Below are 14,037 nucleotides of genomic sequence, written 5' to 3'. Positions count from 1 at the left end.
GCCATAACGTGCCAAGCTTACAAGCTGTTTGACGAAGTCAACGCCCTGCATGCATTCGCACGCGTATATCCGCAGCGATGGCACTTCATGCCCAGCATTCCCTTTTTAAGAAGGGGTGACTTTATGGAAACGGCGGTCAGCAGCGGAGCGGTCCATTTGAATCTGAAGAAGCGCTAGCGTTCGCCTTTGCAGTGGGATTCCTACCTCGGCTTTGTTTTATATGTCCAGGAATCTCACTGCAACAGCGATCGAAAGATCAAATGGAGTGCGCAGCGGGCTCTAATCCCGCCTCCCATAACTCACCCAATATGAAATGGCAGGAGTACTGATGATGATTCCAAAAATATTGTATCTTCGCAACTTTGCCAGCAAGGTGAATGGAGCCTCATACAATTTGCAGGAAGTCGGCTTGGGCAAAGCGCTCGTCCGTAAAGGTTACGATTGCGATATTGTTTACTACAACGATCGTAAGGAGACCCATCTGGAACAGGTCTATCGGCACGAAGGATGCACCTTGCGCATTATTTGGCTGCACGGTTTCAAGTTTTTAAGCAACAGCATCTACAGAGATGTTCTCAAAGATTCTTTTCTGGCAGCTTATGATCTGGTTATTACTACAGAATACAACCAGATCATGACCTACCTGCTTTCCCGCAAATGTCCCGATAAGCTGGCGCTGTATCACGGTCCATACCGGGATAATACGCATGCGCTGATCCGCAAACTGTACGATGTTATGCTGCTGCCTAAGGTGACAAAGTCTCTACGCCGAACCTATGTCAAATCCGATCTTGCCAAGCGCTATCTGGAGAATAAAGGCTTTGACAACGTGATAACGATTGGGGTCGGACTGGATCGCAGCAATGTAGTGAGAGGATTCAACAGTGACGACCAAAGCGGAGAGCGTGAGGAAAACCGTGAGGTTGCGAATGAACTGCGTCGGATCGGTAATCGCCCGGTGTTGCTGTATGTCGGTGTGCTGGAGGAACGGAGAAATATACGTTTTATGCTGAATACGTTCAAAAGAGTACTCCAAAAGCATCCCGGCTGCCTTTTGTTAATGGTTGGGGATGGACGAAAGATAGATACGGATCGTTATTGGGCTTATGCTGAGCAACTGGGGTTGACGGATAGTATTATACATTTTCCAAGAGTGGAGCAACGTCATCTGTGGCAGATTTACGGAGCAGCGGATGTGATGCTGTTTCCGACCCAATACGATATTTTTGGCATGGTGCTGCTGGAAAGCATGCTGTTCCGTGTCCCGATTATTTCTTCGGTGAACGGTGGCTCGGTTACCTTGATTGAGGACGGAGTGAGCGGAGTGATGCTGAGAAGCTTTTCGGAGGAGGAATGGGCTGGTCGTATAGGCACATTGCTGGATGATGCTGGGCTTAGACGAAGTCTGGCCGAGCAAGCGTTTCTTACGCTCGAGCGTATGTCGTGGGATCGGATTGCGGATGAAATCATAAGCCAGCAGCGGATCAAACCCATAAGCTCCAATCACGCTATGCAATCAACACAGGAAAGTGGGGCGGCCACGTGAGTCAACAGGTTAGCAGACGAATGACCCCGCCTGTAAGCAAAGTACTGATCATCCATAACTTTTATCAGCAAAGTGGGGGAGAAGACAAGGTTGTCGAGCAGGAATCGGCTATGCTGCGTTCCAGAGGAATAGAGACGGAGCATTACTATGTGCATAACGACAGCATTCAAAGCAAAGGATTGGCCAACATGGCAAAGCTGGCGGTAGAGGCAGCCTGGTCCTTCCCAGAATTCAAAAGGATCAAAGAGCTGCTTTTGCGGGTGAAACCGGATGTGGTACATGTGCATAATTTTTTCCCGGTCATATCCCCATCGGTCTATCATGCCTGTGAACGGCTGGGGGTTCCGGTTGTCCAGACACTGCATAATTACAGGCTGATTTGTCCGGCGGCAACCTTTATGCGAGGGAATGAAGTTTGTGAAAAATGCCTGCACGGCACGCTGCTGCACTCCATCCGTCATGGATGTTACCGAGGCTCACAGCTGCAGACGATTCCGGTGGCGGCGATGATTAAGTTCAACGAGCTGATCGGCACATGGCAGCACAAGGTAAGTCGCTATATTGCGCTGACGGAGTTTGCACGGGACAAATTTGCCGAAAGTGGCATTCCGCTGGATCGCATCGCAGTAAAACCGAATTTTATCCATCATCAAACAGTCAAAGCCAAGTATGACCCCAATGATCGTTATTTGTTGTTCGTGGGCCGGATTTCAGCTGAAAAAGGGGTTCGCAATCTGTTGCAAGCCTGGTCACAGCTGGAAGATCGAGGTGGATTGAGACTGGTCATCATTGGCGATGGTCCGCAAAAGGCTGAACTGGCTGCTGCTTATGCGCAGGAAGACATTCGGTTTCTCGGCAAGCAGGATGGAGACACCGTGCTGGATTGTATGAGCCGAGCCATGTATGTGATGGTGCCTTCCATTTGGTATGAAGGTTTTCCGATGACGATTGTAGAGTCCTATTCCGTGGGAACGCCGGTATTGTGCAGCCGAATTGGCGCATTGGAGGAAATCGTGGAGGACGGAGTGACGGGTTTCCATTTTCAACATGATGATCTGGAAAATATAAAGACCGTGATTCGCCGTGCAGTAGCCTATGAGAACTATGCAGCTATGAGACAGAAGGTGGCGGAAAACTATGCAGCACACTATACGGAAGAAGTGAATGTGAAGCAACTGCTGGCGATATATAGCGAGGCCATGGAGGAATGTGATGATGAAGCAGCTGCCCCAGTATAGAGTCGGAAGGATTGCGAGCACAGATGTTGCAGCGCTGACGTTTCAGGAGACGGTACATACGCTGGAACAATGGGCAGTCGGACGAAAGGACAGCTATGTATGTATTTGCAACACCCATTCCATTGTCACGGCCGGGAATCATCCCGAGTTCCACGAAGCGCTCACTCAGGCTGATTTGTGTACTCCAGATGGTATGCCACTGGTATGGGCACTCAAGCTGTACGGGTTCGAGCGTCAGGATCGAGTAGATGGTCCCAGTTTGATGCTCAAGCTGTGCGAACGTGCGCCACAAACGGAGGTGAGCGTATATTTTTACGGCAGTACGCCGGATACGCTGGATAGCTTAAAAGACAGGGTAGGACAGGATTACCCTGGAATTCGTATCGCGGGCAGCTTTTCACCGCCATTTCGTGAACTTCAGCCAGAGGAGGAGAAGCGGATCATTGAGGAAATCAATGCTTCAGGTGCGCATCTCATATTCGTCAGTCTGGGCTGTCCGAAGCAGGAAATCTGGATGCATCGCAACAAGGATCGTATCCGTGGCGTGATGGTTGGAGTAGGGGCTGCCTTTGACTATATTACAGGCAAGGTTCGCAGACCGCCGCTAATGATACAAAGGTTGGGACTGGAGTGGCTGTACCGTCTGCTCTGTGAGCCAAAGCGTTTATGGAAGAGGTATGCCTATAACAATCCAATGTATATCTATCGTTTTCTCAAATCCTATCGGCATAATAAAAGGCTCACGCTCTATCATAATCGGCATACAGGGAGAGGCGTAGAGAAGTGAAGCAGGGCAAAAGTACAGTGAAATGAGACAGCATGTAAAAGGGGGAATTGGTTTGAAACTATGTGTTATAGGTGCCGGGTATGTCGGACTGGTGTCAGGGGTCTGTTTTGCCGCGCTTGGCAATAACGTCGTCTGTATCGATCAGAATGAAGACAAAATTCGTCAGCTGCGTGCAGGTGGAGTACCGATTTATGAACCAGGCTTAAAGGCTCTAATTAAAGATAATGTCGAGCAGGGCCGGCTAAGCTTCACAACAGATACCGCAGCTTCAGTGCAGGCAGCTGAAATTGTTATTTTGGCGGTGGGTACGCCTTCATTGCCGAGCGGTGAAGCCAACTTGTCTTATATTGAAGAAGCAGCGTGCGAGGTGGCAGCTGCCATGAATGGCTACAAGATCATAGTTACCAAAAGCACGGTGCCTGTCGGAACGAACGAGCGTATTCAAAATTGGATCGCTAGCCGCACGAACTATCCTTTTGGTGTCGCTTCGGTTCCTGAATTTTTACGAGAAGGCTCGGCGGTCATGGACACCCTACAGCCTGATCGAATCGTCATTGGAGCTTCCGATCCGCATGTATCCGCAGTGCTAACTACTCTGCATGAGCCGCTGACAACGAATATTTTAACCACGGATATCCATTCGGCCGAGATGATTAAGTATGCGTCGAATGCTTTTTTGGCGACCAAAATTTCGTTCATTAATGAGATTGCGAATATTTGTGAAAAGGTGGGTGCAGACGTTACACGCGTGGCACACGGTATGGGACTGGATCAGCGGATCGGTTCCTCCTTTTTGTCTGCTGGTATCGGCTATGGTGGTTCGTGTTTTCCCAAGGATACGCAGGCTTTAATTCAAATTGCAGGCAACGTGGATTATGAATTTAAGCTGCTGAAATCCGTGGTAGAGGTGAATCAGGGACAACGTTTTAACGTGATTCGCAAGCTGAAAGAGGCACTGGGTGAGCTGGAAGGGGCTACGATTGGCATATGGGGGCTGGCCTTTAAACCAAATACAGATGACGTAAGAGATGCCCCGGCGCTGGATATCATACAGTCGCTGCTGGAGGCAGGTGCGCACATTCGTGCATATGACCCGATCGCTACCGCTAACTTCCGCCGATTGCTGGACAGCCCGGAAATAAAGTGGGCCGATAGCGCACGAGAAGCAGCAGAAGGATGCGATGCGTTGTGTCTCTTGACGGAATGGGAGGAGTTTGGTGAGGTCGGACTGGGTGAGCTGAACGAGTTGATGAAGTATCCCATTATGATTGACGGGCGCAATGTGTACAGCGAAGAACAAATCAGACAATCTGCCTTTGCATACTATTCTGTCGGCAGGCCACAGATGAACAATCTGGATATAGATCGTCATCAGTCTGTAGTGAATCCGTAAAGGGAGGCTGCGTATGAAACGATGGCTGAAGGTGACATTGGGGGCTGTGGCGTTATTGGTTGTAGGAGGTGCCGCCTATACCGTCTATGTGTATCATTCCTTTAAAACAGCGGCAAATGCGATGTATCATCCGCGCAGCATCGTGCAGCCCGGAGCGGTCTCTACCCTTGCTACGGGCGGAGCAGGGCGCTCCGTAGGTACAGACACTGGATCAAGTACACCCAATCCGGCAGCCATCTCTCAGTTCAAGCCGTTCACCGTGCTGGTGCTGGGTGTTGATCGGCGACCGCACGATCCAGGACGATCGGATACGATGATCGTTCTATCTGTGAATCCCGCCAATGGTTCGATGTTGATGTTCAACATTCCGCGTGATACGCGAACAGAGTTGGTCGGTAGAGGGCGTGAGGACAAAATCAATCACGCGTTTGCTTTTGGGGGCGTGGATATGTCGATCCGTACGGTAGAGCATTTTTTGAATCACCCGATAGATTACTATGTACAAATGAATATGGAAGGGTTTGCGAAAATGGTGGACCTTGTGGGAGGAGTGGAGGTCTACAATCCACTTGATTTTCAGTATGAGGGGCATCATTTTGCGCAGGGGAATTTGAACTTGAACGGAACTGAAGCATTGGCCTATGCCCGTATGCGATTTGATGATCCGCGTGGGGATCTCGGAAGAAACGCCCGCCAGCGAGAGCTGCTCAAGCAAATTCTTGCCCAGTCCATCAGCAAGGAAGGGCTATTGCGAGTAAAACTGATACTGGAGGCAGCGGGGGAGCAGATTCGCACAGACATTAGCTTTGACGATATGAAGACCTTCCTGACCCGGATCGGCCCGTCTCTTAAGCAGACGGATACCGTTGAGATAAAGGGACATGGGAGCAAAATTAACGGTGTGTATTATTACATCGTAGATGAGCAGGAACGCCAACGTATCCATGGAGTGCTGGAGAAGCATTTGCTCACCACTCCCGCATCACCTTAGGCATCCCTTATATAGGCGAATGTCCTTTAGGGAGACCTGTTATTCTCTTCTAAACTCCTCTTGTCCCACATACATCTGTAGAGTATTCGGTACAGTCCGACAGAGGGAGGGACAGGTGTGCTGCTTAGAAGGAGAGCGGCTTCGGCGTTCGTCCGTAAGCTACTGTATTTTGCAATCATATGTGGATTGCTATGGCTGCTGTGGATGGGTCTACGTGGGGTGATGTCTACAGGGGAAGGGGATCAAGCCGTAGAAGCGCTGAACGAGTTCTACACAATGGAGCAATCGGGGAATTTTGGCGGCTCATGGGAGCTTTTTCATTCACAAATGAAGAAGAAATTCGAGAAGTCCACGTATGTGCAGCAGCGTGCGCACGTTTTTATGCAGGATATGGGGACGGATACGTTTACCTTTGAACTGGGGGAGCCGCAGGCTGAATATGACATTCGTACCGATTCGAATGGGGAAGATTTAGGGAAGGTCTACCGTATTACGGTCACTCAGCACTACAAGACCCGATTCGGTACTTTTGATATCGTACAGCCTTGTTATGTGACGCAGGAAGATGAGGAGTGGAGAGTGCTTTGGATATACAAGGAGAAGGAACAGACGTGATAAGGTGCTCCCAAAGGTGTTTCTGACAGGATAAATATGGTACAATACTTCCAAAACCGGAAATGTACAGTAAAATGGATGACAGCTTCACTCCGGGTGGAAGGAGTTTCATAGCATGCAGCAAGCGACAGGGCAGGTTCCCGTCATACGGATGGAGGGTGTGAGTAAAATCATTTCCTCAAAAGCGATCGTGGACAATCTGACACTGGAGGTTCCGGCAGGACAGGTATTTGGTTTCCTCGGACCGAACGGTGCAGGAAAAACGACCACCATTCGTATGATGGTTGGCCTGATTTCGATCAGCAAGGGTGATATTCATATATGCGGAGACAGCATCAATACCGATTTCGAAAAGGCTGTTTCACATGTCGGTGCGATTGTTGAGAACCCGGAGATGTACAAGTTTTTGACAGGCTATCAAAATTTGCAGCATTTTGCGCGCATGTCTCCCGGGGTGAGCCAAGAGCGTATAGACGAAGCGATTCGTCTGGTGGGACTCGGAAACCGAATTCATGATAAAGTCAAAACCTACTCGCTCGGGATGCGGCAGCGACTCGGGGTAGCTCAGGCGATTTTACATCGACCGAAGCTGCTTGTGCTGGATGAGCCGACCAATGGCTTGGACCCGCAGGGTATTCGTGAACTGCGGGATTATTTGCGTCAATTGACCCGTACCGAAGGAATTACCGTGTTTGTATCAAGCCATTTGTTGTCCGAAATGGAGCTGATGTGCGACCGCGTGGCCATTATTCAGAGCGGACGATTGGTTGATATTAAGCAGTTGAAGAATACAGAGGGAGAAGTGCAGACGGCGGAAATTGCTTTTGAAGTCAATGATGCTGAGCAAGCTTATACGCTTGCTGGAGCAGGGCGCGTCGAAGGCAATCAACTACTGCTTCACCTGGAGCGGGAACAGATTGCAGAGATGAACAGTCTGCTGGCTGCAAATGGAGTCAAGGTGTATGCGATTCGCCCGGTTGCCCGTACGTTGGAAGATCAATTTTTGGAAGTGACGGGAGGCGGGTCCATTGGCTGATTTCTTCAAGCTGGTACATAATGAAAATCTTAAAATCTACTTGCGTGTGCGCACATGGATCATGCTGGGGCTGCTGGCGGTCATCACCGCTGTGATTCCGATGCTGATTTCTCTAGTTTCTGATCAGGTTAGTGTGTGGGATGGCATCGCATTGACAACGTTGTTTACATTTTTCCTCAATACGACGTTTACGGTCATTGTAGCTGCTGATTCGGTGGCTGGCGAATTTACATGGGGAACGATTAAGTTGCTGCTCATCCGCCCTTGGACTCGCAGCAAAATTTTGTTGTCCAAGTATATATCGGTGATTTTGTTCAGCTTGCTTGGAACAATCGTTTTGGTCTTGATGGTTACGCTATCCTCCTGGCTGATGTTATCGAAGGACGCACCAGCGGGCTCTGTTCCGCTGTTCAGTGATCCGATATCTTACGTAACGCTGAACTTCTTGTATAGCTATATCGCCTTATTCGTGACCATGGCTTTTGCATTTATGTTATCCGCGGTGTTTCGTTCGAGCGCTTTGGCGATTGGTTTGTCCTTGTTTATGATGTTCACCAAAACGGTGTATAACTCTATTGGCTTGTTCAGCACAGATCGTTTTGAATGGACCAAATACGTACTCTTTACACATATGGATCTGAAAAAATATCTAGATATGCCGCCGGGTACAGTAAGTTCCAATCTAACCTTTTCGCTCGCCGTGCTGGCCGCTTATTATGTGGTTTTTATCGCCATTGCCTGGGTGGTTTTCATAAAACGGGATGTTTCAACCTAAACACGTATCTCTTAGCATGTGTGATTGAATAACACGAGGATTTTGGCAAAATGCTGAGATCACAAAAAGGAAGTCCAATGCCTAGCCATTTGGACTTCCTTTTTTGCTATGTTGGCACTGTTTTATTCAGTATCTATGTCATTTTTGCTACATATTCTGTAAGTGTGGGTATATTGTAATCTATTTTCAGCAAGAATCAATCAATAGGGTCGGTTTGCGTTTAAAGAAGTAGAGAGAAACAGAACAGGGGGGCGTATGATATGCTGCAAAATAATCGTTTTTTTCGCCTGACTTCAGGAATCGTCATGCTATTGCTCATTATTTACTTGGGCACCAAAGTAAGCTTTATATTCAGTCCTCTTGTATCCTTGGTCAGCTTGCTGGTTGTACCGTTGATGCTATCTTTTTTCCTCTATTATTTATTGAGACCGATCGTAGATGTCATGGAACGGAGAAAAATCAAACGATCAATTTCCATATTGCTGATTTATTTGGTTATTGGCGTGTTACTGTTCCTCTTCTCATGGGGAGTGTGGCCTACGCTCCGTGATCAGGTAACCAATTTATTTGAGAATGCGCCGAAGCTTATTAAAAGTCTGGTTGATCAATTGAGCCAATGGCGGCATAATCAATCCTTGAGACAAGTACTGCCTCCGGGTGAAGACCCGCTGTCACAACTGTCAGATACGTTAAACGAAGCTTTTTCAACGCTGTCAGATTACTCGGTAAAGCTGGTATCGTTCGTATCCTACTTTTTTATCGTATTGGCTACCTTTCCCATATTGCTCTATTACATGTTGAAGGAAGGGAGCAAGTTTGGTCCCAAAATGCTTAACTTCTTTCCTAAAAAGTATCATAAGGACGCGCTGGAAGTTATGGAGGATATTGATAGTGCGCTCAGCAGCTTTATCGTCAGTCGAGTGCTGATCAATGTCGCGTTGGGCTTGATGATGTTCCTTGGATTTTTGATTATTGGTTTGCCTTATGCCTTGCTGCTTGCCATTATTTCGATTTTCCTTAATTTTATTCCCTATGTGGGGGCAGTAGCTGCTTCTATACCTGTGGTTATCATTGGATTTCTCGAATCGCCTTCCATGGCGCTCTGGTCGCTGGTGGTGGTGATCGTTGCACAGCAAATTCAGGATAATTGGCTGTCGCCGATTGTCTTTGGCAAGCAGCTGGACATTCATCCGTTGACTGTCGTCATTTTATTGCTAGTTGGTGGCGACCTGCTCGGGATCTTGGGTATCATTTTGGTTATTCCATTATATATGTGCGGCAAAATCGTCATACGCAAGGTGTACCATTTATTTTTGGAACGCAGAGTGGAGGATATTATGGAGTGATTGGAGGATGTACTGGATACTATCCCGCTTCAGGTTGTAGGGAGGCTTGGCTGTCCTCTATGTCTTGGCTGAAACTGGATTGATTTTCATCCTCTGATTTCTCTATAGCAGCTGGCGACTCTGCATCCATAGTTTGGTTCATTTGACTTGTGCCGTTCAGTACGCCGCCTTCAGAAATGACCAATGTAGGGGTCGCCGTATTTCCGTACAGTTCGCCTGTCGATGTAATGGTCAGCCGTCCTTCTGTGGTGATGCTGCCGAATACCTTGCCGGCAAGAATGACGTCCCGTGCAATGATGTCCGAACGTACAACTGCTGATTCTCCAATGACGATAGTGCGAGTGCTGTAGATATCGCCCTGAAAATGACCGTCAATGCGAATGTTGGCCTCTGCCTCAATCGTACCTTCAAAGCTGGTGCCGTTCGCGAGCAGTGTATCCGTCGCCGGGGTGGAGAGCTTTTTTTTGGATTCCTTGAACATGATGGTTTTCCTCCAATCCTTTATTGTCGGTATTTTGCAAAAACCTTATTGTACATACAGCAATGGATCGACAGGTTGGTTATGCTTGACGATCTGAAAATGAAGATGAGGTCCTGTGCTTCTCCCGGTACTTCCCAGCAGGCCAATGGTCTGTCCTTTGTGAACACGGTCCCCCGGAGCCACCTGCATACCGCTTAGGTGCATATACCAGCTTTGGAGTCCGTCAGGATGCTGAATGATGATGCACTTGCCGCGAGCTCCGCTGGAAGCGGCCTCCAGCACAGTGCCTGCCCCTGCTGCATAGACAGGATCACCGGATTGACCGGCAATGTCCACGCCTGAGTGAAAAGCGGATTTCCCTGTAAATGGGTCGCTGCGATAGCCGAAACTGGAGGTCATGCGCCGCGAACCAACAGGCCAAATGGAGGGCCTGCCTTGTTCAGCAAGTGCCAGTCTTCGGGTCTGGAGCAGTTGCGCGGCTTGTTGGCGCTCCAGGTTCTGCTGTACGGCGTTTGCCTGTTGAATAGAGTGCGGAACCGTGCGCTCCACTGTGTCCAGCAGAGCTTCGATTTCCTGAAAATCATCCATGGCCTGGCGGGCTAGAAGAGCTGTATTTTCATGCACTGCGATCAATTCACCCCCGGTATGGCCGGAAGCATCCCAGGAGAGGGGGGTGATGGTTGATTTATTACTGCTTGCGCTGGAGGAATTTCCGTGTTTACGAATGAATTGCTGCATTTGTTGTTCCAGCTCAGTTACACGCTGGAGACGTTCGCGAATACTGGTGGCTTGATTCGTCAGCTCCATGACTTCCTGCCGCAGTCGCCCAATGGCTGCGTCTTTGTCTGCTACCGTGACCTCCATCTGCAAACTCTGGACAGCAAGATTGGTTTCCATTTGGGAAATAATATGGGAAGAACGGATTTGCAGCCCGATCACGAGCGTAGAGATTGATGCGATCACAAGGGTCGGGACGAGAATGACAGCGGCTGCGGAGCATTGTAGCTGCTTGGGCGGTTGCTGTGCATCCCGAATGACAAGCAGGGTCATCCGGCGATTTAGGCTTCCTTTTTCATAATCGCTCCTTTCCGGACATCGCTCCTATAGTGCTTGGTTACTATCTATTCAGCTTAAGAGGCAAACATGTCAAAAAATTGGAGCTTTGTATAAAACGTAGATATATAAGGGGGCTTAGACATGCTGTGGTTGCTGTTGGTTTTAATTATTTTTATTTTTCAGACCGGGACGATTCTGCTCTTTGAATTTCGCAAGCCGTCCAAAGCGGTAGCCTGGCTCTTTATTTTGTTTTGCTTCCCGCTTATTGGTTTTGTGGTGTACTATTTTGTTGCTCAGGATTACCAGAAGCGTAAAGTGGTTCGTAAAGCAGGATCGCAGCTATTTCGTGAATTCCGTGAACATCTGTGGGCGCAAACCAAGGTGATTGAAAATGTAGAGCAAATGCACAATCCCCATTTCAAGCATCAGGAGCGTCTGTTTAACCAGTTGATTCGTATGTCGGAAAACCCGTTGACTGGCTGCAACCGTACACGTGTGCTGACGAACGGGGAAGAGACTTTCGACGCCATGCTGAAAGCGATGGAACAGGCACAACATCATATCCATGTGGAGTTTTACATATTTCGGGCAGACGAAATCGGGAAAAAATTTCAGGAGGTCATGATCCGTAAGGCACGCGAGGGAGTTAAGGTACGATTCATTGTGGACGGCGTAGGGAGCTACCATTTACCCTATTCATTTATTCGCACCTGTAATGAGGCTGGGGTCGAATTTCATTATTTTCTACCGCCGTTTTTCGCCACGCTGGACCGCCGGATTAACTATCGCAATCACCGGAAAATCGTGGTGGTGGATGGCACGATCGGATTTGTGGGGGGAATCAATGTAGGCGACGATTATCTCGGAAAGTACCCCAAAGTGGGATTTTGGAGGGATACGCATTTGCAGATTGAAGGAGATGGCGTTTATTTTCTGCAAAATGTGTTTCTTAGCGATTGGAAGCTGGCTTCGGGAGAGAGGCTAATGGACGTGAATTTATTTCCTCCACATACCTGCACAGGGGATGAGGAAGTACAGATTTTGAGCAGTGGGCCCGATCAGGTATGGGATACGATTCAGGAATTGTGTTTTGGAGCGCTTACGGTTGCCAAAAAGCGGATTTGGATAACGACGCCGTATTTTATTCCCGATCCGGGGATTTATGAGGCACTGAAGCTGGCGGCCGTCAGCGGCATAGATGTGAAAATTATTATTCCCTACCAATCAGATTCGAAACTGGTACACCTGGCGTCACTGTCCTATGTGCAAGAACTGCTGGAGGCAGGAGTGGAGTTCTACCAATATCGAAAAGGATTTATTCACGCTAAAGTGGTGATTGTGGACGATTTGCTCGGCTCGGTTGGGACCGCCAATATGGACATGCGTAGCTTTTTCTATAATTTTGAGTTGACCGCTGTACTTTTTGCAACTTCGGCGTTGGAACGGCTATCGGCAGATTTTGTAGAGGACATTTCCAACTCTTCCAAAATAGATTTGAACGTGTTCCGCAGACGCCCTCGATCTCAAAAAATAGCTGAAATTCTAACTCGCATGCTCTCTCCCCTCCTTTAGAGCCGGTTTTCGCCGTTTTTATCAATATAATCCCGCTTTATTGTGATTTATGTGCTCTTTGCTAACTTTTTTGCGCAAAATCACAGTTTTATGATATACTAATCACATAACTAAGCGCCGTAAAGGAGAGGGGACTGCGGAGAGCAGCCCCTTTTTCGGTCCAATATACCATACTGTAACGGGGGGATTTATATATGAGTGTAGTGAGCAAGGAAGTCCAAAATCTGTCTGAGATCACAGATGTAACCGGAGAGTTGACCAAGATCAGCAAAATTCCAGCTAATCCAAAGAACAAAGTAAAACGCTTATTGCAGCGTGCAGCCATGATCGTGGTTGGTGCAGCGCTGATGGCCGTGGGATTGGAAATATTCCTGGTTCCTAACGGCGTTATTGACGGCGGCGTTACAGGTATTTCCATTATGGCCTCCAAGATTACTGGTTATCCGCTCGGTATTTTCCTGACCCTGTTGAACCTTCCATTTTTACTTATCGGCTACAAACAAATCGGTAAAACCTTCGCTTTATCCACATTATTCGGCATCGTCGTTATGTCCATCGGAACTGCGTTACTTCACAATGTAAGTGCATTGACGCCTGGGGAACCGCTGCTTGGCGCTATCTTCGGGGGTGTCATTCTCGGCGTGGGAGTGGGTCTTGTGATTCGGTCCGGCGGCTCGCTGGATGGGACAGAGATCGTGGCTATTCTCGTCAGCGAAAAAACTCCTTTTTCGGTCGGTGAGATCGTATTGTTCGTTAATATTTTCATTCTGGGAAGTGCGGGTTTTGTATTCGGTTGGCCGAATGCCCTGTATTCCATGATTGCTTATTATATTGCTATGAAAATGATTGATATTACAATTGAGGGTCTGGATCAGTCCAAATCGGTCTGGATTATTAGTGATAAATACCGTGATATCGGAGATGCTCTGACGGATCGTCTTGGACGGGGTGTAACTTACCTGGAAGGTGAAGGCGGCTTTACAGGCGAGAGCAAAAAAGTGATTTTCGTCGTCATTACCCGACTGGAGGAAGCGAAACTCAAGAGCATCGTTGAGGATTGGGACCCGCACGCCTTCATTGCAATTGGTAATATTCACGATGTGAAGGGCGGACGTTTTAAGAAAAAAGGAATACACTAGCGCAAGGGGACAATTTCTCAGCCTATGGCTGCGGGGTTCGTCCCCTTTTTTGTGCTTCAAAG

At 48.3% G+C, this 14,037-nt stretch carries 13 protein-coding genes; 11 read left to right on the top strand and 2 right to left on the bottom strand.

Going from position 1 to position 14,037, the window contains the following annotated elements:
- The first annotated feature begins 331 nt into the window (after nucleotides 1-331).
- The 9 genes from G7035_RS02615 (at nucleotide 332) to G7035_RS02575 (ending at nucleotide 9,727) form a co-directional block, all read left to right on the top strand.
- On the top strand, nucleotides 332-1,546 hold the full coding sequence (locus G7035_RS02615) for a glycosyltransferase family 4 protein (RefSeq protein WP_019686415.1): 1,215 nt from the start codon (nucleotides 332-334) through the stop codon (nucleotides 1,544-1,546).
- Nucleotides 1,543-2,784: a glycosyltransferase family 4 protein gene (locus tag G7035_RS02610; RefSeq protein WP_019686416.1), complete on the top strand. Its 1,242-nt coding sequence runs from the start codon at nucleotides 1,543-1,545 to the stop codon at nucleotides 2,782-2,784. Before G7035_RS02615 ends, G7035_RS02610 begins: the two co-directional genes overlap by 4 nt.
- Nucleotides 2,759-3,571: a WecB/TagA/CpsF family glycosyltransferase gene (locus G7035_RS02605; RefSeq protein WP_019686417.1), complete on the top strand. Its 813-nt coding sequence runs from the start codon at nucleotides 2,759-2,761 to the stop codon at nucleotides 3,569-3,571. Before G7035_RS02610 ends, G7035_RS02605 begins: the two co-directional genes overlap by 26 nt.
- 52 nt (nucleotides 3,572-3,623) lie before the next feature.
- Nucleotides 3,624-4,964 (top strand): UDP-glucose dehydrogenase family protein, encoded by a 1,341-nt coding sequence (locus tag G7035_RS02600; protein WP_019686418.1) that lies wholly within the window; start codon nucleotides 3,624-3,626, stop codon nucleotides 4,962-4,964.
- A 13-nt stretch (nucleotides 4,965-4,977) separates the two neighbouring features.
- Complete coding sequence (locus G7035_RS02595; protein WP_019686419.1) at nucleotides 4,978-5,955, top strand: LCP family glycopolymer transferase; 978 nt, start codon at nucleotides 4,978-4,980, stop codon at nucleotides 5,953-5,955.
- 117 nt (nucleotides 5,956-6,072) lie between these two features.
- Nucleotides 6,073-6,570 (top strand): hypothetical protein, encoded by a 498-nt coding sequence (locus G7035_RS02590; protein ID WP_016821231.1) that lies wholly within the window; start codon nucleotides 6,073-6,075, stop codon nucleotides 6,568-6,570.
- 115 nt (nucleotides 6,571-6,685) lie between these two features.
- Entirely contained in the window at nucleotides 6,686-7,606 is a 921-nt protein-coding gene (locus G7035_RS02585) for an ABC transporter ATP-binding protein (protein WP_019686420.1), read from the top strand.
- Entirely contained in the window at nucleotides 7,599-8,381 is a 783-nt protein-coding gene (locus G7035_RS02580) for an ABC transporter permease (protein ID WP_019686421.1), read from the top strand. Before G7035_RS02585 ends, G7035_RS02580 begins: the two co-directional genes overlap by 8 nt.
- Before the next feature lie 260 nt (nucleotides 8,382-8,641).
- The gene (locus tag G7035_RS02575) at nucleotides 8,642-9,727 is read left to right on the top strand and encodes an AI-2E family transporter (protein WP_019686422.1); all 1,086 of its coding nucleotides are present in this window, start codon (nucleotides 8,642-8,644) and stop codon (nucleotides 9,725-9,727) included.
- A gap of 19 nt (nucleotides 9,728-9,746) precedes the next feature.
- Here the strand turns inward: G7035_RS02575 and G7035_RS02570 are convergent, their stop codons facing one another.
- Together G7035_RS02570 and G7035_RS02565 are read right to left on the bottom strand one after the other, a co-directional pair.
- Complete coding sequence (locus tag G7035_RS02570; RefSeq protein ID WP_019686423.1) at nucleotides 9,747-10,208, bottom strand: bactofilin family protein; 462 nt, start codon at nucleotides 10,206-10,208, stop codon at nucleotides 9,747-9,749.
- A 45-nt stretch (nucleotides 10,209-10,253) separates the two neighbouring features.
- Nucleotides 10,254-11,258, bottom strand: a complete 1,005-nt coding sequence (locus G7035_RS02565; protein ID WP_196478891.1) for a M23 family metallopeptidase — start codon at nucleotides 11,256-11,258, stop codon at nucleotides 10,254-10,256.
- Between the two features lie 147 nt (nucleotides 11,259-11,405).
- On the opposite strand from G7035_RS02565, the gene cls reads away from it, so the two are divergent.
- Both cls and G7035_RS02555 read left to right on the top strand, forming a co-directional pair.
- Entirely contained in the window at nucleotides 11,406-12,836 is a 1,431-nt protein-coding gene (gene cls / locus G7035_RS02560) for a cardiolipin synthase (protein ID WP_019686424.1), read from the top strand.
- 194 nt (nucleotides 12,837-13,030) lie between these two features.
- A complete protein-coding gene (locus G7035_RS02555; protein ID WP_013369852.1) occupies nucleotides 13,031-13,975 on the top strand; it encodes a YitT family protein in 945 nt (314 codons plus the stop codon).
- Nucleotides 13,976-14,037: the final 62 nt, after the last annotated feature.

Source organism: Paenibacillus polymyxa (assembly GCF_015710975.1).
GTDB classification, from domain to species: domain Bacteria; phylum Bacillota; class Bacilli; order Paenibacillales; family Paenibacillaceae; genus Paenibacillus; species Paenibacillus polymyxa.
The sequence above is the reverse complement of the archived record's forward strand: the minus strand, read 5'-3'. Positions and strand labels throughout refer to the sequence as shown.